Origin of the sequence: Agrobacterium sp. ST15.13.015, from assembly GCF_027871645.1 — a bacterium.
GTDB lineage: Bacteria > Pseudomonadota > Alphaproteobacteria > Rhizobiales > Rhizobiaceae > Agrobacterium > Agrobacterium leguminum.
In genome coordinates, this window is sequence record NZ_JAQAHF010000001.1 from 279,574 (window position 1) to 303,954 (window position 24,381).

Below are 24,381 nucleotides of genomic sequence, written 5' to 3' on the forward strand. Positions count from 1 at the left end.
TTATGAGCCTGATCGGCAAGTTCGCCACCGTCGGCACCGCCACGCTCGGCAGCCGCATCTTCGGCTTCCTGCGCGAAACCCTGATGGCAGCCGCTGTCGGCACCGGTCCGGTGGCGGACGCCTTCAATGCCGCTTTCCGTTTCCCCAACACCTTCCGGCGGCTGTTTGCCGAAGGTGCGTTCAACTCGGCTTTCGTGCCGCTTTTCGCCAAGGAGATCGAGGCGAACGGCATGGAGGGCGCGAGACGCTTTTCCGAGGAAGTCTTCGGTGTCCTGTTCACCGTGCTTCTGGCCTTGACGATCCTGATGGAACTGTCGATGCCGTTCATCGTGCGCACGGTGATCGCGCCGGGCTTTCTGGAAGACCCGGTGAAATTCGACAACACCGTCCATCTCGCCACCATCATGTTCCCCTATCTCGCCTGCATGTCGCTGGCGGCAATGATGGGCGGCATGCTGAACTCGCTGCATCGTTATTTCGCAGCCGCAATTGCTCCCGTTTTCCTCAACATCATCCTCATCGGCGTGCTCGCTTTGGCATGGTGGAAGAATTACGATCCGCTTCAGGTAGGTTATGCGCTCTCCTGGGGCGTGATGGCGGCGGGTCTGGTGCAGCTTGCCATCGTCTGGATCGCCGTGCGCAATGCCGGCATGCGCATCGGTTTCCGCAGGCCCCGGCTGACAAAGAATGTGCAGCGCCTTCTGGTTCTTGCCCTGCCGGCAGCGATTACCGGCGGCATCACCCAGATCAATCTGCTGATCAACACGAATATCGCCTCTGCCGGCGAAGGTGTGATTTCCTCGCTTGCCTATGCGGACCGGATTTACCAGCTGCCGCTTGGCGTCGTCGGCATTGCGGTGGCCACCGTGCTTTTGCCGGAGCTGGCGCGGGCGTTGCGCGGCGGGCATATGGTCGAGGCCGGAAGCCTGCAGAACCGCTCGGTCGAATTCGTGCTGTTCCTGACATTGCCGGCTGCCGCAGCACTTCTCGTCATGGCGGAACCTATCGTTCGTTTTCTTTATGAACGCGGCAACTTTTCGCCCTCGGCCACCGTCACCGTCGCGCAAATCCTCGGTATCTATGGTCTTGGTCTGCCGGCTTTCGTGCTGATTAAGGCCTTCATTCCGGGCTTCTTCGCCCGCGAGGATACGCGCACACCGATGATCTTCGCGGCGATTTCCGTCGTCGTGAACGTCTCCCTGGCGCTGACACTGTTTCCGCGCCTTGGGGGGCCGGGCATCGCCATTGCCGAAATCACCGCCGGCTGGGTCAATGCCGCCTTGCTGTTCGGCATGCTTTTGTGGCGCGGGCACTGGCAGGTGGATATTCCGCTGCTCACCCGCATTCCGCGTTTGCTGCTGGCAGCAGCCTTGATGGCCGGTTTCGTGCACTATGCGCTGACCTGGCTGAGTTTCGAACTGTCTTCCGCTTCGTCCATTTTCGTGCGGGCTGGCACCATCATGGCTCTCGTCTTTGCGGCCATGCTGGTTTATTTCGTGCTCGCTTTCGTTTCCGGCGGTGCCGATATCGGCATGGTCAAGCGAGCTATCCGCAAGCGCGGCAAAAAGAACGTCGAAACGGAGGCGGGCTGATGTCCTTTGCCGAGAACCGCCGCATCGCGCTCGTCACGCTTGTCGTGGACGATTACGATCGGGCGAAGGCATTTTATTGCGACATTCTCGGGTTCGAATGCCTGTCCGATCAGCCGCTTGGCGACGGCAAGCGGTGGCTGGTGGTGAAGCCGCAAGGAACCGATGGCGGGGGCCTGCTGCTTGCCGAGGCCGATGGCGAAGAGCAGCGCCTTGCGATCGGCAACCAGACCGGCGGCCGTGTCGGATTTTTCCTGCACACCGATAATTTCCAGCGCGATTACGAGACCATGCTCGCCCGCGGCGTGCGCTTTCTGGAAGAACCGCGCCACGAGGTTTATGGTTCCGTCGCGGTCTTTGCCGACCCTTACGGAAATCGCTGGGACCTCCTTCAGCCGCGCCTTGGATAGCCCTTGAAAGCGCTTGATTGCGAGGGGCTGCGGGTGCATAAGCGCGCGTGCAATTCCAACCATGGGGCGGGGCCCTCCACAAGCCTTTTCGAGGACGACAATGAACGCATTCAAGCCGCTGGTTTTCTCGGGCGTCCAGCCGACCGGCAATCTGCATCTCGGTAATTATCTCGGCGCCATCCGCAAATTCGTGGCGCTGCAGGAAGATAACGACTGCATCTATTGCGTCGTCGATATGCATGCCATCACCGCCCAGCTCGTTCATGCGGACCTGAAGGCGCAGACCCGCTCGATTGCGGCCGCCTTCATCGCCTCGGGCATCGACCCTGTAAAACATATCGTCTTCAACCAGTCGGCCGTGCCGCAGCATGCGGAACTCGCATGGGTGTTCAACTGCGTGGCGCGCATCGGCTGGATGGAGCGCATGACGCAGTTCAAGGACAAGTCCGGCAAGAATGCCGAACAGGTGTCGCTGGGTCTGCTCGCCTATCCGAGCCTGATGGCTGCCGACATTCTCGTCTATCGCGCCACCCACGTTCCCGTTGGTGACGACCAGAAGCAGCATCTGGAACTTGCCCGCGATATTGCCCAGAAATTCAATATCGATTTCGGCGATCATATCCGCAAGGCGGGTCTCGGGCTCGATATCACCGTGGGCGATGAGCCGGTGCACGCCTATTTCCCGATGGTGGAGCCGCTGATCGGCGGTCCGGCACCGCGCGTGATGTCGCTCAAGGACGGCACCAAGAAAATGTCGAAGTCCGACCCTTCCGATCTTTCGCGCATCAACCTGATGGACGATGTCGATGCGATCTCGAAGAAGATCAAGAAGGCAAAGACCGATCCGGACGCGCTGCCGAGCGAAGTGGAAGGCCTGAAGGGCCGTCCCGAGGCCGAAAACCTCGTCGGCATCTATGCTGCTCTCTCCGACAGGACCAAGGCGGATGTTCTTTCCGAATTCGGCGGACAGCAGTTCTCGGCGTTCAAGCCGGCCCTCGTCGAGCTTGCGGTTAATGTTCTGGCCCCCGTCAACAACGAGATGCGCCGCCTTCTCGATGACCCGACCCATATCGACGCCATCCTCAAACAGGGCGGCGAGCGGGCACGCACCATCGCCGAAAAGACGATGAACGAGGTACGCGACATCATCGGCTTCCTGCGCTGACAGGTCGCTGCTGCGCGAATGCGGCGGGCGGTTTGCGCCTGCCGTGATTTGATATAATCTCCGCCCGAACCGTCGGGCGGTTTTACGGATCACGGCGGACCTAGGGAGTGCAGAATGGTTTCAAAACGGCTGTCGCGTCTGGAAGGGCATCGTCGCAAATTTCTCGCTGTTATCGATGACACACCGGAATGCGAAAGGGCCGTGCACTATGCCGGTCGTCGTGCCAAGAACTCCAATGGCGGGCTGGTGCTGCTTTACATGATCCCGGAAGGCGATTTCCAGCAATGGCTGGGTGTCGAGCAGATCATGCGGGCCGAAGCGCGTGAGGAGGCGGAAGCCACGCTCGCCAAGATCGCCCAGAAGGTGCGCGAGACCATCGGGATCGAGCCGGAAGCGGTGATCCGCGAAGGCAGCGCCACCGAGCAGATTCACGGGCTGATCGAGGAAGACCGCGATATAGCCATTCTGGTGCTCGCGGCTGGCTCGACGAAGGAAGGGCCGGGACCGCTTGTTTCCTCCATCGCCGGACGTGGGGCAGCCTTTCCCATTCCCGTCACCGTGTTGCCGGATACTTTGTCCGATGAGGAAATCGACGCTCTCTGCTGATCCGGGTCCCGGACAAGATTTAGGGGCTGACGATTTCTTGAATGTAATTATCATGTCAGGGCTTGAAGTGCAGCTTCGCCGGGCGTATTTTTTGGAAGAATTCTAAATTGCGGGGCGTGAACGGCGACCTCGAAGGAGACAGACGATGTTCATTCAGACGGAAGCCACGCCGAACCCGACGACGCTGAAGTTCCTGCCGGGCAAGGTGGTGCTGGAAAGCGGCACGGCAGAGTTTCTCAACCCGTCGCAGGCGCAGGCTTCGCCGCTGGCAGAGCGCCTCTTCACCATTCCGGGCGTGACCGGCGTTTATTTCGGTTTCGATTTCATCACCGTCACCAAGGACGGCGCGGAATGGCAGCATTTGAAGCCCGCCATTCTGGGCGCGATCATGGAACACTTCATGTCTGGCCGCCCGATCATGGGCACGGCTGTTGCGGCTGAAGTGTCGGATGAGGAAGGCGAATTCTTCGAAGAGGGTGACGAAACCATCGTCGCCACCATCAAGGAGTTGCTGGATACCCGCGTTCGCCCCGCCGTGGCGCAGGATGGCGGCGATATCACCTTCCGCGGTTTCCGCGACGGCACGGTGTTCCTGAACATGAAGGGCGCCTGCTCGGGTTGCCCGTCCTCCACCGCCACGCTGAAGCATGGCGTTCAGAATCTGCTTCGCCATTTCGTGCCGGAAGTGCGCGAAGTCGAAGCGGTATAAAAGCGCAAGCCAGGCCATCATGATTGTTCTCGCACTCGACACCTCAGGTGTGGATTGTTCCGCATGCGTTTATGACAGCGCCTCCGACAGGGTGCTCGGCGAGGTATGCGAAACGATCGGCAAGGGCCATGCCGAAAGGTTGATGGCGGTGATCGACGGTGCCCTGGAGCGGGCGCAACTGTCGCTCCAGAACATCGGGCGCATCGCCGTGACCATCGGGCCGGGGTCTTTCACCGGTATCCGCGTCGGGGTCGCCGCCGCGCGCGGCTTTGCCCTGTCGCTCGGCGTCGAGGCCGTGGGCGTCACCACGCTTGAAACGCTGGCGCTTCATCATCTGCTTGCAAATCCCGGCCGGTCCGTGGCCGTTGCGCTGGATGCCAAGCGCGGCGAAGCCTATCTCCAGACATTCGGTGCGGATGGATCGCCGCTGAGCGATGCTGCGCTTCTGCCCCTGGACGACGCCAAAACGGTTACCACCGGTTTTGATGGCGCCGTTATCGGTTCAGCCGCGCCGCTTTTGGCGGGGTTGGAGGCGGGTTCGGGACCGGATCACTTCCCGATTGCCTCGGTCGCGCGTGCTGCTGCGCGCAAGCCAGCTGGCCAGCCGAAACCCGCGCCGCTTTATCTGCGCGGGCCGGATGCCCGGCCGCAGACCGGTTTTGCGCTGGCACGTCAGGGCGTTGCCTGATAGGGCATTCGTCAACATGTGCGAATGATTCCTGTGATGCCCGATTCCTGTTATGTTTGACGACTATCTGACCTGGAAGCCCTATTTCGAGATCGTGCCGATGCAGCATGAGGATTGCGCCGCGGTGGCGGAGTTGCATGCGCTGCGCTTTCCGCGCCCGTGGAACGACGGGGAGTTTTCCGGGCTGCTGACGCAAGGGTCGGTTTTCGGTGCTGTCGCACGCCAGACCAACGCCTTTTTCAGCAAGCCGCTCGGTGGTTTCGTGCTGGCGCGGGAAGTGGCGGGTGAGGCGGAAATCCTGACCGTTGCCGTGGCGGACAAGTTCGCACGCGCCGGTCTCGGCTGGCGTCTGATGCAGTCGGCCATCCGCGAGGCGATGATGCGCGGCGCCGAAACCATGTTTCTTGAGGTGGATAATAATAATGCCTCTGCGCTGGGGCTTTACAGGAAGCTCGGCTTCAAAACCGTCGCGGAACGCAAGGCCTATTACACCGCAAAGGATGGAACGAAGTCGACGGCGCTTGTCATGCGCCGCGATCTTCGCTAGTTCCCTGCGACAGGCATTTTTCGGCGAAAGCCGCAAACCGGAATTCTCAAAAGGCCAGAAGACGTGACAGACCTTTCGAAAACGCTGGAGGAGCTTTGCGCCGAACGCGGCATGCGGATGACGGATCAACGCCGTGTCATCGCCCGCGTCCTTCAGGAGTCAGCCGACCATCCCGATGTCGAGGAGCTTTACCGCCGCTCCTCCGCCGTGGATCCGCGCATCTCGATTTCCACCGTCTACAGAACGGTGAAGCTGTTCGAGGATGCCGGCATCATCGAGCGTCACGATTTTCGCGACGGCCGTTCGCGCTATGAGACCGTGCCCGAGGAACATCACGATCACCTGATCGACTTGAAGAACGGCGTGGTCATCGAATTTCATTCCGCCGAGATCGAGGCACTTCAGGAAAAGATCGCCAGGGAACACGGCTTCAAGCTCGTGGATCACCGGCTGGAACTTTACGGCGTGCCGTTGAAGCCCGGCGAACACTGAGACGCCGGTGAGCAGACGGGCGTTCCAATCATGATGTGGCTCCGGACAGCCTATATCGCGGTCGTTCTTCTGATCGTCACGCTCATATTGCTGCCGCTGCAACTGTTGGGCCTTGCCTTCGACTGGCGGCTTCGCCGCCGCATTCCGCGCCTCTGGCATCGCATCGCCTGCCATGTTCTCGGCATCCGCGTGCATGTGCATGGCGATGTGGAGCGGGCGAAACCGCTGATGCTTGCGGTCAATCACGCCTCGTGGAAGGACATCCTCGTTCTCGGCAGCATTGCCGACGTCGTGTTCATCGCCAAGACGGAAGTGCGGGACTGGCCGGTGTTCGGCTGGCTTGCCCGCTTGCAGAAAAGCATCTTTGTTCAGCGTGAGCAGAAACGCAGCACCGGCGCGCAGGTGAGCGAGATCGCCAGCCGCATGGCCGATGGCGAGATCGTCGTTCTGTTTCCCGAAGGCACCACCTCGGACGGCAACCGCATGCTTGCCGTCAAATCCTCGCTGTTCGGTGCGGCCTCCACCGCCGCTGAACAGGTGCCGGGCAAGCTGGTTTATGTGCAGCCGGTCGCCATCGCCTATACCAGGGTGCAGGGCATGGCCATGGGGCGCTACCATCGCGTCATCGCCGCCTGGCCGGGCAGCATCACGCTCGTGCCGCATCTTCTCGGCATCATCAGGGCCGGCGCCATCGATGTCGACGTGACCTTCGGTGACAGCGTTCCGTTTCACAGCACGGATAACCGCAAGCGCCTGGCGACCGATATCGCCGCCTCCATCCGCTCCATGCTGGCCTTCAGCCTGCGCGGCGGCTGGCGGAATTAGCGAGATCGTAGCTTTTCCGGCATTTTTCTGTTTAATCTGGCCGTGAAAAACACTAGATAGCCGCCATGACCCAGGAAACGCTTGGCCTCGACGCCCCACCCATGATTGCCCGCGAGGGTTCGAACAGCAGAAAGGTCTTCATCAAGACCTACGGCTGTCAGATGAACGTCTACGATTCCGTCCGTATGAGCGATGCGCTGGCGAAGGACGGCTATGTTCAGACGGAGGATATGGGCGAGGCGGATCTGGTTCTGCTGAACACCTGTCATATCCGCGAAAAGGCGGCTGAAAAGGTCTACTCGGCGCTCGGCCGCCTGCGCGACATGAAAAAATCGCGCGAAGAGCAGGGTCGCGAATTCATGATCGGCGTTGCCGGCTGCGTTGCGCAGGCGGAAGGCGAGGAAATCCTTCGCCGTGCGCCCGCCGTCGATGTCGTCATTGGCCCGCAGACCTACCATCGCCTGCCGGACGCCCTGAAGCGGGTGCGCGGCGGCGAGCGTGTCATCGAGACCGAATATGCGGTTGAGGATAAGTTCGAGCACCTGCCTGTCGCCGAAAAGGCGACGCTGCGCACGCGCGGCGTAACGGCGTTTCTGACGGTGCAGGAAGGTTGCGACAAGTTCTGTACCTTCTGTGTCGTGCCCTATACGCGCGGTTCGGAAGTCTCCCGCCCCGTGCGCCAGATCGTCGATGAGGCGATGAAGCTCGTCGATGCCGGCGTGCGCGAGATCACGCTGCTCGGCCAAAACGTCAATGCCTGGCAGGGCGAAGGCCCGAAGGGTGAGAAATGGGGCCTTGCCGAGCTGCTTTACCGGCTGGCGGAAATTCCCGGCCTTGCACGGCTTCGCTACACCACCAGCCATCCGCGCGACATGGACGAGCGCCTGATCGGCGCGCATCGCGATTTGCGCATCCTGATGCCCTATCTGCATCTGCCGGTGCAATCGGGTTCGGACCGCATTCTGAAAGCGATGAACCGTCGCCATACGGGTGAGGAATATATCCAGCTTATCGAAAAAATCCGCGCCGCCCGCCCTGATATTGCCATGTCGGGAGACTTTATTGTCGGTTTCCCCGGTGAGACGGATCGCGATTTCGAAGATACGATGGCGATGGTCGAGACGGTGAAATATGCGCAGGCCTTCTCGTTCAAATATTCCACCCGCCCCGGCACGCCGGGAGCCGATCTCATCGATCAGGTTGCGGAAGAGGTGAAGGCTGAGCGACTGGAAAGATTGCAGGCCCTGTTGCTGCGGCAGCAGAAGGAATTTGCGGAATCGCTGGTCGGAAAAACCATGGATGTGCTGCTGGAAAAGCCCGGCCGCATGCCTGAGCAGTTGATAGGTCGCTCTCCATGGCTGCAATCCGTGAATCTTGATGCAAAGACGTTGAAAATCGGTGACATTGTTAATGTACGAATCACCGCAACGGGTCCAAACAGCTTGTTTGCCGAGGTGGCAGGGAGTTAGAGTGAGGAGCCGACACTGATTGGGACAGGAGTCTGACCGCTTGAACGCACACGAATTGGTATCAAATTCATCGCGCCAGCCACGCCAAGCCGCGACCGACGCCAATCACTTCGTCCTCACGTTCGAGAATAACAGGATAGCGGGAGAGCTATTCGGTCAGTTCGATCAGAACCTGAAGCTTCTGGAACAGCGCCTCAATATCGACGCTCGCCCGCGCGGTAATTCCGTTGCCATCACCGGCGATGTCGTTGCCACCAATCAGGCTCGTCGGGCGCTGGATTTCCTTTATGAACGGCTGCTCAAAGGCGGAACCGCCGAGGTTTCCGATGTCGAAGGCGCGATCCGCATGGCCATGGCCGCGGACGACCAGCTGACCTTGCCGACGATGGAACGCAAGGCGAAGATTTCCATGGCACAGATTTCCACCCGCAAGAAGACCATCGCTGCCCGCACGCCGACACAGGATGTCTACATGCGGGCACTGGAGCAGTCCGAACTGGTTTTCGGCGTCGGCCCCGCCGGCACCGGCAAGACCTATCTTGCCGTGGCGCATGCGGCGCAGCTTCTGGAGCGCGGCGCGGTTGACCGCATCATCCTGTCGCGCCCCGCCGTCGAAGCGGGTGAGCGCCTGGGCTTCCTGCCGGGCGACATGAAGGAAAAGGTCGATCCTTATCTGCGTCCGCTTTACGACGCGCTTTATGACATGATGCCGGGCGACAAGGTGGAGCGCGCCATTCAGGCGGGCGTCATCGAAATCGCGCCGCTGGCCTTCATGCGCGGTCGTACCCTTGCCAACGCCGCCGTCATTCTGGACGAAGCCCAGAACACCACGACCATGCAGATGAAGATGTTCCTCACCCGTCTTGGTGAGAACGGCCGCATGATCGTGACCGGTGACCCAAGCCAGGTGGATTTGCCGCGCGGCGTGAAATCCGGTCTTGTCGAGGCGCTGCAAATCCTCGGCGATGTGGAAGGCGTGTCCGTCGTGCGCTTCAAGGATGTCGATGTCGTTCGTCATCCGATGGTGGCGCGTATCGTCCGGGCTTACGAATCCCACACGGCCGTGCCGGATGAAAGCCTCGTAAAGGGCAGCTGACGTAAAGCAATGACAGCTCTGGATATTCAAATCAGCGTCGAGGCCGAAGGCTGGTCCTCGGAAGAGGACTTGGCTGCCTTCGCCACCAGGGTGCTGGATGCGGCGGTCGATTTCCTGAAGCGGGAAGAGGACCAACCCTTCCCGAAAATGCCGGTGGAACTGTCGCTGGTTTTCACCGACGACGAAAATATTCGCGAAATCAACGCTGAGTGGCGCGACAAGGACAAGGCAACCAATGTCTTGTCTTTCCCGGCTTTTCCGCTGGAGCCGGGCGGAATGCCGGGCCCCATGCTGGGCGATATCGTCATCGCGCGCGAGACGGTTGAACGCGAGGCTCTTGAACTTGAGAAGAGTTTCGGGGATCATCTGACCCATCTGCTCGTTCATGGGTTCCTGCATTTGTTCGGTTACGACCACATGGACGAGGAAGAAGCGGAAGAAATGGAGTCGCTTGAGACTCGCATTTTGGCGGTGCTTGGCCTATCTGATCCTTACGCGGGTCAGGAACCGCTTTAAATATTGTCTGGAGCCATGAACGAACATTCTGCACGACCTGCCAATGAGGGCAGAGAAAACGGCGAGCAGTCCTCTTCGGAGGAGGGCAGTAGTCACTTACGTCACGACTACAACGCCAAGCCGAAATCGACCATCTGGTCACGCATCGCACGGTTGCTGAAACCATCTCAGGGCGAGCGCCTGCGCGAGGATTTGACCGACGCGCTGATGGACGACACCGAAATCGGTGCGGCCTTTTCGCCCGAAGAACGGGCGATGCTCAACAATATCCTGCGTTTCCGCGAGATTCGGGTCGAAGATATCATGATCCCGCGTGTGGACATCGACGGTCTCGATGAGAATATGACGATCGGCGATGCGCTGATCCTCTTTGAGGAAACCGGGCGTTCGCGCATGCCGGTCTATGACGAGACGCTGGATAATCCGAAGGGCATGATCCACATTCGCGATCTGCTGGCCTATGTCGCCAAGCAAGCCCGCAACAAACGCCGGGCCGGTTCGCGAAGCGTCGCTTACGGTGAGGTGAAGGCGCCGCGTTCACCGCGGCCGAATTTCGACCTGGCACGTGTCGATCTGGAGCAGACGGTCGCCGCTGCCGGGTTGGTGCGCAAAATTCTTTTCGCACCGCCCTCCATGCTGGCCTCCGACCTTTTGAAGACGATGCAGGCCCAGAGAACCCAGCTTGCGTTGGTGATCGATGAGTATGGCGGCACCGACGGTCTCGTCAGCCATGAGGATATCGTCGAGATGGTCGTGGGTGACATCGATGACGAGCACGACAAGGACGAGGCGATGTTTTCGCGTCTTTCCGCCGATGTGCTTGTCGCGGATGCGCGCGCGGAACTCACCGAACTTGCCGAGGCGATCGGGCCGGAATTCGATGTGCGTGAACATCTGGAGGAAATCGATACGCTCGGCGGTCTCATCTTCTTCGCGCTCGGCCGCATTCCGGCCAAGGGCGAGGTGGTCAGGGCCGTGCCAGGTTTCGAGTTCCAGATCCTCGATGCGGATAGCAGGCGCATCAAGGGCGTTCGTATCGTCCGCGATCACGGCTCCGAAGGTGAGGATGATCGCGCTCCGGGCGAAGCGGGCGCCAATGAGGTGATTGCGCTGCCTGCGCCGGATGTTCGCCTTATCACGCACCAGCAGAACGCCGATTAAGAAAGGGTGACGGGGTTTTTCCCCGTCGCTTCCACCTTTCGACATATCAATGCGACAGGGATGAGTGCCCGTGTTCGGCGTCGAAAAGAACAAGTGGCGCTTCGGTCGCCACGCCTCCTGTGGACTGCGAATCTTTTTTCCTTTACGTCGGGTCTGAGGGGAAATTCCGTGGCGCGGCCTTGTCGGCGGCGGGCTTTTCCGGACGCGCATAAACGGAGATGGCATGGAGCGTCTTGCAGGCAGGGTAATGCTGGCCGGCGGCATGAGCCGCGCAGTTATGGCGATTGCCGCAGGTGCGGTCGGGGCGCTCGCTTTGCCTCCATTCGGCTTTTTCGCGGCGCTGTTTTTCTCTTTCACCCTGCTTGTCTGGCTTGTGGATGGCTGCACTGGAAAACCGGGCGGCGGCCTCTTCAGCCGCATCCTGCCGGCCTTCGGCATCGGCTGGTGTTTCGGGCTTGGTTACTTCGTCGCTGGCCTGTGGTGGCTCGGCAATGCTCTCCTGCTGGAGGCCGATGAATTCGCCTGGGCGCTGCCGCTCGCCATCCTTGGTCTTCCCGCTTTTCTGGCGTTGTTTTACGGTTTTGCGGTTGCCGCAGCCAATCTCCTCTGGTCGGAGGGCCTCGGCCGTATCGCTGCACTTGCTGCCGCGTTCGGCTTTTCGGAATGGCTGCGCAGCTTCCTGGCCACCGGCTTTCCCTGGAACGCCATCGGTTACGGCATCATGCCCATCCCGATCATGATGCAGTCGGCACATCTGCTTGGTCTTTTCAGTGTGGCGACGCTTGCGGTTTTCATCTTCGCCTCGCCGGCGCTGATAGGCACGAAAAAAGGAATGTGGTCGGGTCTCGCCGTGGCGGGGCTGCTACTGGCCGGCCATTTCGGTTATGGCTTCTACCGTCTCCAGACGCCGGCGGAGGTGCCCGTAGATGCACTGACCGTTCGGATCGTGCAGCCTTCCATCGATCAGTCACGCAAGATGCTGAACGCGGACAGGGCGGAGATTTTTGGCGAGCACCTGCGGCTCTCGGCTCTGCCGCCCGGCGAAGGGAAAAAGCGCCCTGATATCATCGTCTGGCCGGAAACCTCGGTGCCGTTCATTCTGACGCAAAACCCGGATGCTCTGGCGGAAATCGCCAAAACGCTGGAAGATGGGCAGGTGCTGTTCACCGGCGCCGTCAGAATGGAAGATCAGGGGGCAGGCCGCCCGCCGCGTTATTACAATTCGGTCTATGCGATCGACAGCCAGGGCGAGATCATCGGCGCGACCGACAAGGTGCATCTCACTCCTTTTGGCGAATATGTCCCCTTTGAAGGCATCCTGCGGGAATTCGGCATCGACAATGTCATCGCCCTGCCGGGAGGTTTTTCCGCCGCTTCCTCGCGCACGCCGCTCACGCTTCCTTCGGGCAAGACCTTCTATCCTCTCATCTGTTACGAGATCATTTTCCCGGGTGAGATGACGCCGGGGTTGGCAGGCTCGGCCGCCATCCTGAATGTGACCAATGATGGCTGGTTCGGCGATACGCCCGGCCCCTATCAGCATTTTCTGCAGGCGAGGGTCCGGGCCGTTGAGACGGGCGTGCCGGTGATTCGCGGTGCCAATACTGGAATTTCCGCCGTCATAGACCCCTATGGCCGCATTATTGCGGGGCTCGATTACGGTCGGGTGGGAATTGTTGATGCCACTTTGAGTGGTGGGTCAAACGACGCATTTACTTACGACATACATCGGACGTATTTCTGGTTGATTTTTTCTATCTTGATGATCGTTGCGGTATTTCCCGCCTTGAGTTTCGCTCGGCGCCAGAATTGACCGGGAACCCCTGTAATTGCATAGTGAATACGTCAGTCGTAAAACAAGTTTAGACGCTGTCGAATTGCCGACTCATTTCTTCGAATAGTAATGAAGCGAGATATCAACCCTTTCCGAGTGTCAGGACCGCATGATGACCGAGAATAAGAAAAAGCCTAACCCCATCGACATTCATGTCGGAAGCCGAATTCGCCTTCGCAGAACCATGCTCGGAATGAGCCAGGAGAAGCTGGGTGAAAGTCTCGGAATTACCTTTCAGCAAATCCAGAAGTATGAAAAAGGCACGAACCGCGTTGGCGCCAGCCGCCTCCAGAATATTTCCGCGATCCTTAATGTGCCCGTTTCCTTTTTTTTCGAAGATGCACCCGGCGATCAGGCTGGCGGCACACCCGGCATGGCGGAGGCGTCGAGCTCCAACTATGTGGTCGACTTTCTGTCCTCGGCTGAAGGTCTGCAGCTGAACCGCGCCTTCGTGAAGATCGCCGACCCGAAGGTTCGCCGCCGTCTCGTCGATCTCGTCAAGGCGCTCGCCGCCGAAGGTGACGCCGAGTAAGCGCAGCCCGCGCGACGCAGAAAATTTCCGGCACGGGATGCCGGGCACTCAACGGTCCGCAAGGACCGTTTTTTTGTGCCCGATTGGAAAGGAATTCTCACATAAAGATATATTTATGTGGTTGTGTCCTTGTTTTTCACGGCCGAAATGACTAACAAACTCCAAGACCGTTCTTTGAGGGGAATCCCGCATGCGTGCCAATTATCTGTTCACCAGCGAGTCCGTGGCCGAGGGTCATCCGGACAAGGTTTGTGATCGTATTTCCGATGAAATTGTGGATCTCATCTATCGTGAAGCGTCCAAGACGGGCGTTGACCCGTGGACCGTGCGCATTGCCTGCGAAACGCTTGCGACGACCAACCGCGTCGTTATCGCCGGTGAGGTTCGGGTTCCCGATACGCTTCTGAAGAAGGACAAGGACGGCAAGGTCCTCAAGGACGCCGCTGGCCATCCGGTCATCAACCCCTCGAAGTTCAAGTCCGCCGCCCGCAAGGCGATCCGCGACATCGGCTACGAGCAGGATGGTTTCCACTGGAAGACCGCCAAGATCGACGTTCTCCTGCATCCGCAGTCTGCTGATATCGCGCAGGGCGTGGACAACGCCTCCGACAAGCAGGGCGACGAGGGCGCCGGCGACCAAGGCATCATGTTCGGTTACGCCTGCAAGGAAACGCCGGACCTCATGCCGGCTCCGATCTATTATTCCCATCGTATCCTGCAGCTGCTCGCCACCGCCCGTAAAAGCGGCGAAGGCGAAGCGGCCAAGCTCGGCCCCGACGCCAAGAGCCAGGTCACGGTTCGTTACGTCGACGGCAAGGCGGCGGAAGCCGTATCCATCGTTCTGTCCACGCAGCATCTCGATGCAAGCTGGGATTCGAAGAAGGTTCGCGCCGTTGTCGAGCCCTATATTCGCGAAGCTCTGGGCGACCTGAAGATCGCTGACGATTGCCAGTGGTACATCAACCCGACCGGCAAGTTCGTCATCGGCGGTCCCGATGGTGACGCCGGCCTGACGGGTCGCAAGATCATCGTCGACACCTATGGCGGCGCCGCGCCCCATGGCGGCGGTGCATTCTCCGGCAAGGACACGACCAAGGTCGACCGTTCCGCCGCCTATGCCGCCCGTTATCTCGCCAAGAACGTCGTGGCTGCCGGTCTTGCCGAGCGCTGCACGATCCAGATTTCCTACGCAATCGGCATCGCCCAGCCGCTGTCGATCTATGTCGATCTGCATGGCACCGGCAAGGTCAGCGAAGATCAGGTCGAGGCCGCGATCCGCAAGGTCATGGACCTGTCGCCGTCGGGCATCCGCCGTCATCTCGATCTCAACAAGCCGATCTACGCCAAGACGTCTTCCTACGGCCATTTCGGCCGCAAGGCCGGCCGTGACGGCTCCTTCTCATGGGAGAAGCTCGATCTGGTGAAGCCGCTCAAGGAAGCTTTGAGCGCTTGAAGCATTTCCGGTAAAATCGCGTAGCGGTTTTACGTCCGGAAAATGCGTCAACCAGATATCGCGCTTGTTATTTGACGGCGATTGAGAGATACCGTCACCAATTTTGTAACCCGCACAGTGCCTCATGTGGCGCTGTGCGGGTTAAGTCTATTTGTTCTTGAGAGTATGAGATGACGGAAGAACGGCGTTCGCGCGCGACGGAAGCTTTTTTTGGCAGACGCAAGGGCAAGCCCCTGCGCAATCAGCAGGTCGATACAATCGAGAACCTGTTGCCTTTGCTGAAAATCGATCTGGAAAGCGTCCCGCCGCAAAATCTCGCCGCTCTTTTTCCCGCGGATGTGCGGTTGATCCGTCTGGAGATAGGCTTTGGCGGCGGCGAGCATCTCGCCCACCGCGCGGTTGAAAACCCGGAGACGGGTTTCATCGGCGTGGAGCCCTTCGTCAATTCCATGGCCAAGCTGCTCGCCGCCGTGCGTGAACGCGAGCTGATGAATATCCGCCTTTACGACGATGATGCGACGCAATTGCTGGACTGGCTGCCCGAGGGATCGATCGATCATATCGACCTTCTCTATCCTGACCCGTGGCCGAAGAAGAAGCACTGGAAGCGTCGTTTCGTTTCAGACGTCAACCTCGCCCGTTTCCATCGTGTGCTGAAACCCGGCGGAAAGTTCTGCTTCGCTTCCGATATCGATACCTACGTGAACTGGACGCTGCAGCATTGCGCCCGCCATGGCGGCTTCGAATGGACGGCGACGAGTGCTGATGACTGGCGCACGCCCTACGCCAACTGGCCGGGAACGCGTTATGAGAACAAGGCGAAAAGAGAAGGCCGCAGCTCGGCCTATCTCACCTTCATTCGTCGTTGAGCGGCTGATCCCTCAGAGTGCCGCATCCACTTCCGCGGCAAGCGGAATGGAAGGCTGGGCGCCGGCGCGGGTGCAGGCAAGTGAGCCTGCGACGGCGGCTCGCTTCAGCGCCCTTTCGAAATCCATACCCTGATCGAGGCTCGCGGCGAGATAACCGCAGAAGGTGTCGCCCGCACCGACCGTATCGACCGGTTCGATCTTGAGGCCGGAAGCCCGGAAAACCTTGCCGTTGCGCATGGCGATCACGCCATCGGCACCGAGCGTCACGATCAATGTCTGGCCGGTCCTGTCATGCAGGGCTTTCAGTTCGGTTTCCCGCTCAGAACCGGAAAGGCCGTTCTTTCCGATCAGCAATTCGAACTCGGTTTCATTGGCGATGACGATATCGGCAAGGCCCGCAAGCCGCGGCCCATCGGCGGTCAGTGGCGCAGTATTGATGACGGTGGTGACGCGCTTTGCCTTCGCAGCCGTCAGCGCCGCTTCGATAGCGGGCGCGGGTATCTCGAACTGCAGCATCAAAATATCGCCCGCCGACATTTCCGCCAGGGCTTTCGCGGCGTCGGATGCGGAGACTTCACCATTGGCGGCGGGAATGACCGAGATCATGTTTTCCCCGCCTTCGCCGATAAGGATCACTGCCGTACCGGTAGGGCCGGGCGTGGTCTTCACGAGTGAGAGATCGGTGCCGGCGTCGCGCAGCAATGTCAGCGCCGGCGCGGCAAAGGTGTCATCGCCCGCAGCTCCTGCCATCTTGACCGTGGCGCCCGCACGCCGTGCGGCCAGCGCCTGGTTGGCTCCCTTGCCGCCGGCGGCCGTGGAGAAGGTCTCGCCCGTCACGGTTTCACCCGGCTTGGGCAGGCGTTTGGCGGTGGCGACGAGGTCCATGTTGATGGAGCCGAAAACAGTAATCATGGAGGGCGTATCCGTATAGAATTCAAGCAAGGCGGCGACTTTGCCCGAGCGGATCACTCGTCGTCAACCACCCGCAACTTTGCCGTTCCCGCCCTGTTCTCGGCAAAGCGTCGAGCCTGCTCGATTTCCCCATGCGACGTTTCTTTTTCCGTCGGTGAAAAATCGAGACCTTCGATTTTCTGGCCGCGCGCCAGCACCTTGTCGGAGGAGATCAGCATCATGTCGATATCCTTTTGCGCCAATCCAAAATGGGCCTGCAGCTTGCGCGTCCGGTCGTCCAGCCGCCGCACATCGTCCATCAGCAATGCCACTTCACCCTGAATGAGATGCGCCTGCTCGCGCATGCGCTGATCCTTGAGCACGGACTGGATGACCTGTACCGACAGCATCAGAAGTGACGGCGAAACGATGACGACGCGGGCGCGGTGAGCGCGCTGCACCAGATATTCGAAGTGCTGGTGGATATCGGCGAAGATCGATTCGGACGGCACGAAAATGAAGGCCGTGTCCTGGGTTTCGCCGCGAATGAGATACTTCTCGGCGACATCGCGAATATGCACCTCCATATCGCGGCGGAACTGCTGCACGGCGGCGCGTTTGGTTTCGGGCGTCTCGTCCGCCTTGATGGCGTTCCACGCCTCCAGCGGAAACTTGGCGTCGATGACGAGCGGCGGGGCATTGTTGGGCATCTTGATGGTGCAGTCCGGCCGATAACCGTTCGAAAGCGTCGGCTGCAACTGGAAGGCCCCGGCCGGAAGCGCATCGGCAATCAGCGTCTCCATGCGGGCCTGTCCAAAGGCGCCGCGCGTCTGCTTGTTGGAAAGGATGGCCTGCAACCCGACGACGTCCTTGGCCAGATCCTGAATATTGCCCTGCGCGGCATCGATGACCGCGAGGCGCTCCTGCAGGCGGCTCAGATTCTCATGCGTCGACCGGGTCTGCTCCGTCAGTGTTTCGCCAAGGCGCTGCGACATGCCGTCGAGGCGCTGGTTCAGCGTCTGGCTCATCTCGGTCTGGCGGGTGCCGAGCGTTTCCGCCATGGCGGCGATGCGGCCATGCAGTTCGGACTGTGTTTTCAGGAGGTCGGAGATTTCGCCGTCGGCTCCTGCTTTTTTCGCACGGTTCGCCGTCACCAGCCAGGTCGTGACCAGACCGAAAACCAGAGCCGCGAGCAGCGCGCCGAAGCTGATGTCGACGGAGCCGGCCCGTAACGCGGGATCGAGGAGAACGGAGAAATCTATGCTCATAATTAAATCTAGCAGGTTTCGTGTGATTCGGAAGATCAAAACAAGAACATTCCTGCGGCGGAAATGAGTCGGGCGGGACGGATGCCGGAGGCGGTTTGAACCTCGTGTTTTTTATTTCCTCCGCGCAAGAGATACGTTATGGGAAGCCATGACCATCAAACCGCTTATCATTTTGCCCGATCCCGTGCTGCGCCAGCAATCGAAGCCCATCGAAAAGGTGGATGCCGAGGTGCTGCGTCTTGCCGACGACATGCTGGAAACCATGTATGATGCGCCGGGTATCGGCCTCGCCGCCATTCAGATCGGCGTGGCGCGCCGTATGCTGGTGATCGACGTTGCGCGTGAAGGCGAGGAAAAGACCCCGATCGTCTTCATCAATCCGGAAATCCTCAAGGTGTCGGACGATGTCTCGACCTATGAAGAAGGCTGCCTCTCCATCCCCGATTATTACGCCGAGGTTGAGCGTCCCGCGTCGCTCACGGTGCAATATGTCGGCCGTGACGGCAAGCAGCAGACGGTCGAGGCGGATGGCCTGCTCGCCACCTGCCTGCAGCACGAAATCGATCACCTGAACGGCGTTCTCTTCATCGACCATATTTCGCGGCTGAAGCGCGACATGGTCATCAAGAAATTCACGAAAGCGGCCCGCGCAAAGATCTGATCCGTCCTCTGCGGACCGGAATGGACGACAGGGCAGGGGGCGACGATGGCTCTTCGCATCATTTTTATGGGTACGCCGGATTTTTCCGTTCCCACCCTGCGTGCACTGGTGGAGGCCGGCCACGAGATCGTTGCCGTCTACACCCAACCGCCGCGTCCCGGCGGCCGTCGTGGCCTCGATCTGCAGAAGTCCCCGGTGCATCAGGCTGCCGAACTGTTGGGCCTGCCTGTGCTGACGCCGGTGAACTTCAAGGCAGAGGAAGACCGACAGCAGTTCCGGGATTTCAATGCCGATGTTGCGGTTGTCGTGGCTTACGGTCTGCTGCTGCCTGAAGCGATCCTCAGCGGCACGCGCCTTGGCTGTTATAACGGCCACGCCTCGCTGCTGCCGCGCTGGCGTGGCGCTGCCCCCATCCAGCGGGCCATCATGGCCGGCGATGCCGAGACCGGCATGATGGTCATGAAAATGGAAAAGGGGCTCGATACCGGCCCCGTCGCACTGACCGCCAAGGTCGCGATCGATGAGAACATGACCGCCGGAGAATTGCATAACAGCCTGATGCTGGCCGGCGCGCGGCTGATGCGGCAGGCTATGGACAAGCTGGAAACCGGTGACCTGCCGCTTGTCACGCAGGCGGAAGAAGGCGTGCTCTATGCCGCGAAGATCGACAAGGGCGAGACCCGCATCGATTTTTCGAGGCCGGCGCAGGACGTGCATAACCACATTCGCGGCCTTTCGCCGTTTCCCGGCGCATGGCTGGAAATGGACATCGGCGGCAAGACGGAACGCGTGAAGGTTCTGGCCTCCGAACTGGCAAGCGGCATGGGAGAAGCGGGCGCGGCGCTGGATGACGCCCTTACCATTGCCTGCGGCAGCGGCGCCGTGCGGCTCACCCGTCTGCAGAAGGCGGGCGGCAAGCCGATGTCGGCGGCCGATTTCGTGCGCGGCACACCGGTTCCGACCACAACGAGGCTCGGCTGATGCCACGTTTCCGCATGACTGTCGAATATGACGGCACGCCCTATTATGGCTGGCAGAGACAGGATAACGGCCCCTCGGTTCAGGGTGCGCTGGAGGCTGCGGTTCGCTCGTTGACGGGAGAGAGCGTCTCCATTCGCGGCGCCGGCCGCACCGATTCCGGTGTGCATGCCGTCGGGCAGGTCGTCCACGTGGATCTTTCCCGAGACTGGGAGCCCTACAAGCTTCGCAACGCGCTCAATGCGCATCTCGCCATGGCGGGTGAAGCCGTGGCCGTCCTCGATGCTGCTTCCGTGACCGAGGATTTCGACGCCCGGTTTTCCGCCCTTCGTCGGCACTACCTTTACCGCATCATCTGCCGCAAGGCCCGGCTGGCGCTGGAGCACAAGCGGGCATGGTGGGTTTCGAAGGACATGGACCATGAGCGCATGCATGAAGCCGCCCAGATGCTCGTCGGCCGGCATGATTTCACGACCTTCCGCTCCGTGCATTGTCAGGCGAACAGCCCGGTGCGCACGCTCGACCGGCTGGATGTGACGCGCACCGGCGATCTCATCGAGATACGTGCGACCGCGCAGAGCTTCCTGCATAACCAGATCCGCTCTTTTGCGGGCACGCTGAAACTGGCGGGCGAAGGCACGACGACGCCCGAGGATGTGCGCGCCGCACTGGAGGCGCGCGATCGCAAGGCCTGCGGCCCGGTCGCACCGCCGGACGGTCTCTACTTCATGCAGGTGGATTATCCCGACGTCATTCCGCCGCGTCGCAGGTACCCTGAAGCCGATATGGCTGAGGACGCGGATTGACCGCTAAAACCCACGCCGGCTCTCAGGCCGGATAAACGCCGAGAAAACGCTGCAGCGCTTCTGACAGAAGCATGCCGGGCACCAGCAGCGTCATGACGATGGCCGAGACGAGCAGTGACTGGTCGCGGATGAAGAACCGCACAATTCGCGAGAAGGCGAAGACCAGCGACAGAAGCAGCGCCAGCCAGAGAATGGCGATCAGCCCCTGCAAGGGCGGCAGGAAGAATGCGATCAGGATCAGAACCGCATAGGCGTAGGAAAAGGGCAGCGACAGCCAGTTCATGGTGGTGACGAGCGGCGCGAATTTTTCCCGTGCGCCGAAGGCAAACAGCAGCATGCCGATCAACAGTAGCGGCACGATCCAGCAGATCGCCTCGACCATTGCCAGACGAAAGAAGAAGATAAAGCCCGTTCCGGTGCCGGGCGGATAGCTGGCGAGGAAGGCGGCGCGCAGCCACAGCCAGGAAACCAGCATGGCGGGCAGGCACCAGAGGGCGGAATAGAAGGACCGCCACATGCCGCGCTCTGAAAGGTCCAGATAACGAGCGCCATTATGGTCGCCGAGCAGCAGAAGCCACAGGCCCGTCAGATAGAGCCTTATTTCACTCGCCGTCGGCATGGGCGAACCAGCGTTCGATAAAGGTCTCGTAAATGCGCGTCAGCGTCTCGAGATCGGCAACCGCCACACGCTCATCGACCATATGCATGGTCTGCCCGACGAGGCCGAATTCCACCACCGGGCAATAATCCTTGATGAAACGCGCATCCGAGGTGCCGCCGGTGGTCGAAAGCTTCGGTTCCTTGCCCGTCACGGCTTCCACCGCGCCGGAAAGCGACGAGATGAGGGCATTGTTCCGGGTAAGAAAGACATGGGCCGGGCGGTCGGCCCAGACGATATCGTATTTCACCGGTGCACGGTCGGGGCGAAGCTCACCTTCTGCCGCGGCGGCATCGAGGCGGCGGATGATTTCCGCGCGCAGGCTCTCTGCAGTCCACGTATCGTTGAAACGGATGTTGAAGGAGGCCGTTGCCCGCGCCGGGATCACATTGCTGGCGGCATTGCCGGTATCGACAGTCGTTACTTCCAGATTGGAGGGCTGGAAATTGTCGGTGCCATGATCGAAGGGCGGATGCATCAGCGCATGGGTGAGTTGCAGCAGACCGCGAATGGGGTTGTCGGCGAGATGCGGATAGGCCGCATGGCCCTGCACGCCATGGACCGTGATGCGGCCGGAAAGCGATCCCCGGCGGCCGATCTTGATCATGTCGCCAAGCTGGTCCGGATTGGTCGGCTCGCCAACCACGCAGGCATCCCATGTCTCGCCCTTGGCGGCCGCCCATTCCAGCAGCTTGGAGGTGCCGTTGATCGACGGGCCTTCCTCATCGCCTGTAATCAGGAAGGACACGGAGCCTTTCGGTTCGCCGTGTTTTTCGATATGGCGGGCAATGGCGGCAACGAAACAGGCGATGCCGCCCTTCATGTCCACCGCACCGCGACCGAACATTTCGCCGCCGGCGATTTTGGCCGCAAAGGGCGGATGGCTCCATGCGGCCTCGTCGCCCACCGGAACGACATCCGTATGGCCGGCAAACATCAGATGCGGACCTTCGGTGCCGAGCCGGGCGTAAAGGTTCTCCACGTCAGGCGTTCCCGCCTCGCTCGCCACCATCCTGTCCACCTGGAAACCAAGCGGTGAAAGCAGGGTGTCGAGCAGGGAAAGCGCGCCGCCTTCCGCAGGCGTCACCGAAGGGCAACGGATGAGGGCGGCGAGATTGGCAACGGGATCGGTCGTGGTCATGGCAGTCGCTTTATATCAGTCGCGCAGAAGCTCATTGATGCCGGTCTTGGAGCGGGTCTTTTCATCGACGCGCTTGACGATGACGGCACAATAAAGGCTCGGGCCCGGTTCGCCGTTCGGGAAAGGCTTGCCCGGCATGGTGCCGGCAACGACGACGGAATAGGGCGGCACTTCGCCATAGGTGATCTCACCGGTGGCGCGGTCGACGATCTTGGTGGACTTGCCGATGAAGACGCCCATGCCGAGAACGGCGCCTTCGCGCACGATGCAGCCTTCCACGACTTCCGAACGTGCGCCGATAAAGCAATTGTCCTCGATGATCGTCGGGCCCGCCTGCAAGGGCTCCAGAACGCCGCCGATGCCGACGCCGCCCGACAGATGCACATTCTTGCCGATCTGCGCGCAGGAGCCGACGGTTGCCCAGGTGTCGACCATCGTGCCTTCATCGACATAGGCGCCGAGATTGACGAAGGAAGGCATCAGCACCACGTTCTTGGCGACATAGGCGGAGCGGCGCACGACGGCGTTCGGCACGGCGCGGAAACCGGCGGCGCGGAACTGGTTTTCACCCCAGTTTTCGAACTTCGACGGCACCTTGTCCCACCAGGTGGATTCGCCCGGTCCGCCGGTAACAATCTCCATGTCGTTCAGGCGGAAGGAGAGAAGCACGGCCTTTTTCAGCCACTGGTTCACCTTCCAGTTTCCGTCAGCCTGCTTTTCGGCCACGCGTGCCTTGCCGCTATCGAGAAGTTGAAGAGATGTGTCCACGGCGTCGCGAACCTCGCCCTTCGTCGATACGTTCACACCATCGCGGTTGTCGAAAGCGGTTTCGATGATGGTTTCGAGGGAGGTGAGATCCGTAAGGCTCATGGAAAATTCCTTAAAGTCGCGTGGTGTTCGTGGTCACGGATGGTCCCGCGCCGCTGGAAGGCTTTGGTCATTTGATCTAAGGGAGTGTTGGAAAGGCGTCAATGTGATTTGGGTGATTTGGCGCGTCAGACGAAAGGCATGGAAATGACACGACTGAAAAACGGCAAGTTGCGGCGCAAGGACGGGGTATGGGACCCCTTGAAGCGCAGTGCCGTGGACAAGCAGCAGGCCGAGGTCGTTCAAAAAACACCGCAGTCGGATTCCCCGTCCTATCGCCTCGCCTATGTGGACATGGATTTCCTCTGCCGCGAGGAATTGCGCCCCGTCAGGCTTCAATTGGAACTGCTGAAGACGGAAATGGCGCTGACCGAGCGCGGCATCAAATCCACCGTCGTCATGTTCGGCGGCGCCCGCATTCCCGAACCCGGCGGTGAGGCCTGGGCGGCGCGCAATGAGACGCAGAAGCGCAATCTGGAGCAATCCTCGGTCTATTATGACGAGGCGCGTAAATTCGCCCGTCTCTGCACCGACTATGCCGCGAAATCCGACCACCTCGAATATGTGGTGGTCACCGGCGGCGGTCCCGGTGTCATGGAAGCGGGCAATCGCGGCGCTGCCGATGCCGGCGGTCCGTCCATCGGCCTCAACATCGTCCTGCCGCACGAGCAGGCGCCGAACCCCTATGTGACGCCGGAGCTGAGCTTCAACTTCCACTATTTCGCCATTCGCAAGATGCATTTCCTGATGCGGGCGAAGGCGGTGGTTATCTTCCCCGGCGGTTTCGGCACGCTGGACGAATTGTTCGAGGCCTTGACGCTCATCCAGACGAAACGCATGGAGCCCATTCCGCTCATCCTCTTCGGCGAGAAATTCTGGCGATCGGTGATCAATTTCGAATTCCTGGCGGATTTCGGCACCATCGCGCCGGAAGATATGAATCTTCTGCATTTCGCCGAAACGGCCGACGATGCATGGAAAATCATCTCGGCCCACTACGAACACTGATTATGCTTGGCGCGACGAAGTAATTTTAGGGCTTAATTAGCAATCTTCTTCTAATTTTGCCCCGTCGCGCTGCAGCGCACTGTCCCCTGCGGACGGGCCTCCATGACGGAGATTTCTCATCCGTTGACGTCAGCCTTTTCGG

At 60.3% G+C, this 24,381-nt stretch carries 26 protein-coding genes; 21 read left to right on the forward strand and 5 right to left on the reverse strand.

Going from position 1 to position 24,381, the window contains the following annotated elements; all coding sequences use genetic code 11:
* Positions 1-2 precede the first annotated feature (2 nt).
* The 17 genes from murJ (at position 3) to trmB (ending at position 15,961) form a co-directional block, all read left to right on the forward strand.
* Positions 3-1,592, forward strand: coding sequence for a murein biosynthesis integral membrane protein MurJ (gene murJ / locus PIB16_RS01380; RefSeq protein ID WP_271044853.1), 1,590 nt, complete (start codon positions 3-5; stop codon positions 1,590-1,592).
* Positions 1,592-1,999: a VOC family protein gene (locus tag PIB16_RS01385; RefSeq protein ID WP_078051335.1), complete on the forward strand. Its 408-nt coding sequence runs from the start codon at positions 1,592-1,594 to the stop codon at positions 1,997-1,999. Before murJ ends, PIB16_RS01385 begins: the two co-directional genes overlap by 1 nt.
* 100 nt (positions 2,000-2,099) lie before the next feature.
* Positions 2,100-3,164 (forward strand): tryptophan--tRNA ligase, encoded by a 1,065-nt coding sequence (trpS, locus tag PIB16_RS01390; RefSeq protein WP_174038758.1) that lies wholly within the window; start codon positions 2,100-2,102, stop codon positions 3,162-3,164.
* Positions 3,165-3,278: 114 nt separating this feature from the next.
* Positions 3,279-3,770 (forward strand): universal stress protein, encoded by a 492-nt coding sequence (locus PIB16_RS01395; protein WP_003503758.1) that lies wholly within the window; start codon positions 3,279-3,281, stop codon positions 3,768-3,770.
* Positions 3,771-3,915: 145 nt separating this feature from the next.
* Entirely contained in the window at positions 3,916-4,479 is a 564-nt protein-coding gene (locus tag PIB16_RS01400) for a NifU family protein (protein WP_271044854.1), read from the forward strand.
* A 19-nt stretch (positions 4,480-4,498) separates the two neighbouring features.
* The gene (gene tsaB / locus PIB16_RS01405) at positions 4,499-5,167 is read left to right on the forward strand and encodes a tRNA (adenosine(37)-N6)-threonylcarbamoyltransferase complex dimerization subunit type 1 TsaB (protein WP_174038759.1); all 669 of its coding nucleotides are present in this window, start codon (positions 4,499-4,501) and stop codon (positions 5,165-5,167) included.
* A 52-nt stretch (positions 5,168-5,219) separates the two neighbouring features.
* Positions 5,220-5,714 carry a GNAT family N-acetyltransferase gene (locus PIB16_RS01410; protein WP_020812438.1) on the forward strand — a complete coding sequence of 165 codons (495 nt, stop codon included), beginning with the start codon at positions 5,220-5,222 and terminating at the stop codon, positions 5,712-5,714.
* Between the two features lie 63 nt (positions 5,715-5,777).
* Positions 5,778-6,206, forward strand: coding sequence for a Fur family transcriptional regulator (locus PIB16_RS01415; protein ID WP_003503749.1), 429 nt, complete (start codon positions 5,778-5,780; stop codon positions 6,204-6,206).
* A 30-nt stretch (positions 6,207-6,236) separates the two neighbouring features.
* The gene (locus PIB16_RS01420) at positions 6,237-7,031 is read left to right on the forward strand and encodes a lysophospholipid acyltransferase family protein (RefSeq protein ID WP_125145228.1); all 795 of its coding nucleotides are present in this window, start codon (positions 6,237-6,239) and stop codon (positions 7,029-7,031) included.
* Between the two features lie 65 nt (positions 7,032-7,096).
* Positions 7,097-8,500: a tRNA (N6-isopentenyl adenosine(37)-C2)-methylthiotransferase MiaB gene (gene miaB, locus PIB16_RS01425; protein ID WP_271044855.1), complete on the forward strand. Its 1,404-nt coding sequence runs from the start codon at positions 7,097-7,099 to the stop codon at positions 8,498-8,500.
* Positions 8,501-8,540: 40 nt separating this feature from the next.
* Positions 8,541-9,596, forward strand: a complete 1,056-nt coding sequence (locus tag PIB16_RS01430; RefSeq protein WP_020812441.1) for a PhoH family protein — start codon at positions 8,541-8,543, stop codon at positions 9,594-9,596.
* Between the two features lie 9 nt (positions 9,597-9,605).
* Positions 9,606-10,112 carry an rRNA maturation RNase YbeY gene (ybeY, locus tag PIB16_RS01435; RefSeq protein WP_020812442.1) on the forward strand — a complete coding sequence of 169 codons (507 nt, stop codon included), beginning with the start codon at positions 9,606-9,608 and terminating at the stop codon, positions 10,110-10,112.
* Positions 10,113-10,127: 15 nt separating this feature from the next.
* Complete coding sequence (locus PIB16_RS01440; RefSeq protein WP_078051329.1) at positions 10,128-11,273, forward strand: hemolysin family protein; 1,146 nt, start codon at positions 10,128-10,130, stop codon at positions 11,271-11,273.
* A 223-nt stretch (positions 11,274-11,496) separates the two neighbouring features.
* A complete protein-coding gene (gene lnt / locus PIB16_RS01445) occupies positions 11,497-13,086 on the forward strand; it encodes an apolipoprotein N-acyltransferase (protein ID WP_271044856.1) in 1,590 nt (529 codons plus the stop codon).
* Positions 13,087-13,219: 133 nt separating this feature from the next.
* On the forward strand, positions 13,220-13,639 hold the full coding sequence (locus PIB16_RS01450) for a helix-turn-helix domain-containing protein (RefSeq protein ID WP_003520055.1): 420 nt from the start codon (positions 13,220-13,222) through the stop codon (positions 13,637-13,639).
* 190 nt (positions 13,640-13,829) lie between these two features.
* On the forward strand, positions 13,830-15,092 hold the full coding sequence (metK, locus tag PIB16_RS01455) for a methionine adenosyltransferase (protein ID WP_003520054.1): 1,263 nt from the start codon (positions 13,830-13,832) through the stop codon (positions 15,090-15,092).
* Positions 15,093-15,262: 170 nt separating this feature from the next.
* On the forward strand, positions 15,263-15,961 hold the full coding sequence (gene trmB / locus PIB16_RS01460) for a tRNA (guanosine(46)-N7)-methyltransferase TrmB (RefSeq protein WP_065654569.1): 699 nt from the start codon (positions 15,263-15,265) through the stop codon (positions 15,959-15,961).
* 12 nt (positions 15,962-15,973) lie between these two features.
* Here trmB and PIB16_RS01465 read toward each other — a convergent pair whose 3' ends face one another.
* Positions 15,974-16,873, reverse strand: a complete 900-nt coding sequence (locus tag PIB16_RS01465; protein WP_065654857.1) for a ribokinase — start codon at positions 16,871-16,873, stop codon at positions 15,974-15,976.
* A gap of 53 nt (positions 16,874-16,926) precedes the next feature.
* Positions 16,927-18,120: a DNA recombination protein RmuC gene (locus PIB16_RS01470; protein ID WP_003520050.1), complete on the reverse strand. Its 1,194-nt coding sequence runs from the start codon at positions 18,118-18,120 to the stop codon at positions 16,927-16,929.
* Positions 18,121-18,268: 148 nt separating this feature from the next.
* Between PIB16_RS01470 and def the strand changes: the two genes are divergently transcribed.
* From def to truA, 3 genes are read left to right on the forward strand one after another with little or no spacing between them, the layout of a single operon-like run.
* The gene (gene def, locus PIB16_RS01475; protein WP_003503724.1) at positions 18,269-18,781 is read left to right on the forward strand and encodes a peptide deformylase; all 513 of its coding nucleotides are present in this window, start codon (positions 18,269-18,271) and stop codon (positions 18,779-18,781) included.
* Between the two features lie 45 nt (positions 18,782-18,826).
* Complete coding sequence (fmt, locus tag PIB16_RS01480) at positions 18,827-19,762, forward strand: methionyl-tRNA formyltransferase (protein ID WP_142844079.1); 936 nt, start codon at positions 18,827-18,829, stop codon at positions 19,760-19,762.
* A complete protein-coding gene (truA, locus tag PIB16_RS01485; protein ID WP_078051324.1) occupies positions 19,762-20,565 on the forward strand; it encodes a tRNA pseudouridine(38-40) synthase TruA in 804 nt (267 codons plus the stop codon). The genes fmt and truA overlap by 1 nt, the downstream gene beginning before the upstream one ends.
* Before the next feature lie 22 nt (positions 20,566-20,587).
* Here truA and PIB16_RS01490 read toward each other — a convergent pair whose 3' ends face one another.
* From PIB16_RS01490 to dapD, 3 genes are read right to left on the reverse strand one after another with little or no spacing between them, the layout of a single operon-like run.
* Positions 20,588-21,184, reverse strand: coding sequence for a hypothetical protein (locus PIB16_RS01490; protein ID WP_003520047.1), 597 nt, complete (start codon positions 21,182-21,184; stop codon positions 20,588-20,590).
* Positions 21,168-22,364: a succinyl-diaminopimelate desuccinylase gene (dapE, locus tag PIB16_RS01495; RefSeq protein WP_271044857.1), complete on the reverse strand. Its 1,197-nt coding sequence runs from the start codon at positions 22,362-22,364 to the stop codon at positions 21,168-21,170. Before dapE ends, PIB16_RS01490 begins: the two co-directional genes overlap by 17 nt.
* A gap of 15 nt (positions 22,365-22,379) precedes the next feature.
* Entirely contained in the window at positions 22,380-23,234 is an 855-nt protein-coding gene (gene dapD / locus PIB16_RS01500) for a 2,3,4,5-tetrahydropyridine-2,6-dicarboxylate N-succinyltransferase (RefSeq protein WP_059759385.1), read from the reverse strand.
* Between the two features lie 138 nt (positions 23,235-23,372).
* Between dapD and PIB16_RS01505 the strand changes: the two genes are divergently transcribed.
* Positions 23,373-24,239 (forward strand): LOG family protein, encoded by an 867-nt coding sequence (locus tag PIB16_RS01505; RefSeq protein ID WP_031234344.1) that lies wholly within the window; start codon positions 23,373-23,375, stop codon positions 24,237-24,239.
* Positions 24,240-24,381 lie beyond the last annotated feature (142 nt).

What these genes read in the sequence shown, in the direction of transcription:
- PIB16_RS01395 (WP_003503758.1), top strand. Translation starts at nt 3,279, where the DNA reads ATGGTTTCAAAACGGCTGTCGCGTCTGGAAGGGCATCGTCGCAAATTT.
- trmB (WP_065654569.1), top strand. Translation starts at nt 15,263, where the DNA reads ATGACGGAAGAACGGCGTTCGCGCGCGACGGAAGCTTTTTTTGGCAGA.
- fmt (WP_142844079.1), top strand. Translation starts at nt 18,827, where the DNA reads ATGGCTCTTCGCATCATTTTTATGGGTACGCCGGATTTTTCCGTTCCC.
- PIB16_RS01420 (WP_125145228.1), top strand. Translation starts at nt 6,237, where the DNA reads ATGATGTGGCTCCGGACAGCCTATATCGCGGTCGTTCTTCTGATCGTC.
- def (WP_003503724.1), top strand. Translation starts at nt 18,269, where the DNA reads ATGACCATCAAACCGCTTATCATTTTGCCCGATCCCGTGCTGCGCCAG.
- PIB16_RS01505 (WP_031234344.1), top strand. Translation starts at nt 23,373, where the DNA reads ATGGAAATGACACGACTGAAAAACGGCAAGTTGCGGCGCAAGGACGGG.
- lnt (WP_271044856.1), top strand. Translation starts at nt 11,497, where the DNA reads ATGGAGCGTCTTGCAGGCAGGGTAATGCTGGCCGGCGGCATGAGCCGC.
- dapD (WP_059759385.1), bottom strand. Translation starts at nt 23,234, where the DNA reads ATGAGCCTTACGGATCTCACCTCCCTCGAAACCATCATCGAAACCGCT.
- murJ (WP_271044853.1), top strand. Translation starts at nt 3, where the DNA reads ATGAGCCTGATCGGCAAGTTCGCCACCGTCGGCACCGCCACGCTCGGC.
- PIB16_RS01465 (WP_065654857.1), bottom strand. Translation starts at nt 16,873, where the DNA reads ATGATTACTGTTTTCGGCTCCATCAACATGGACCTCGTCGCCACCGCC.
- PIB16_RS01470 (WP_003520050.1), bottom strand. Translation starts at nt 18,120, where the DNA reads ATGAGCATAGATTTCTCCGTTCTCCTCGATCCCGCGTTACGGGCCGGC.
- PIB16_RS01490 (WP_003520047.1), bottom strand. Translation starts at nt 21,184, where the DNA reads ATGCCGACGGCGAGTGAAATAAGGCTCTATCTGACGGGCCTGTGGCTT.
- metK (WP_003520054.1), top strand. Translation starts at nt 13,830, where the DNA reads ATGCGTGCCAATTATCTGTTCACCAGCGAGTCCGTGGCCGAGGGTCAT.
- PIB16_RS01410 (WP_020812438.1), top strand. Translation starts at nt 5,220, where the DNA reads ATGTTTGACGACTATCTGACCTGGAAGCCCTATTTCGAGATCGTGCCG.
- PIB16_RS01400 (WP_271044854.1), top strand. Translation starts at nt 3,916, where the DNA reads ATGTTCATTCAGACGGAAGCCACGCCGAACCCGACGACGCTGAAGTTC.
- PIB16_RS01450 (WP_003520055.1), top strand. Translation starts at nt 13,220, where the DNA reads ATGACCGAGAATAAGAAAAAGCCTAACCCCATCGACATTCATGTCGGA.
- trpS (WP_174038758.1), top strand. Translation starts at nt 2,100, where the DNA reads ATGAACGCATTCAAGCCGCTGGTTTTCTCGGGCGTCCAGCCGACCGGC.
- PIB16_RS01385 (WP_078051335.1), top strand. Translation starts at nt 1,592, where the DNA reads ATGTCCTTTGCCGAGAACCGCCGCATCGCGCTCGTCACGCTTGTCGTG.
- ybeY (WP_020812442.1), top strand. Translation starts at nt 9,606, where the DNA reads ATGACAGCTCTGGATATTCAAATCAGCGTCGAGGCCGAAGGCTGGTCC.
- truA (WP_078051324.1), top strand. Translation starts at nt 19,762, where the DNA reads ATGCCACGTTTCCGCATGACTGTCGAATATGACGGCACGCCCTATTAT.
- miaB (WP_271044855.1), top strand. Translation starts at nt 7,097, where the DNA reads ATGACCCAGGAAACGCTTGGCCTCGACGCCCCACCCATGATTGCCCGC.
- PIB16_RS01440 (WP_078051329.1), top strand. Translation starts at nt 10,128, where the DNA reads ATGAACGAACATTCTGCACGACCTGCCAATGAGGGCAGAGAAAACGGC.
- dapE (WP_271044857.1), bottom strand. Translation starts at nt 22,364, where the DNA reads ATGACCACGACCGATCCCGTTGCCAATCTCGCCGCCCTCATCCGTTGC.
- tsaB (WP_174038759.1), top strand. Translation starts at nt 4,499, where the DNA reads ATGATTGTTCTCGCACTCGACACCTCAGGTGTGGATTGTTCCGCATGC.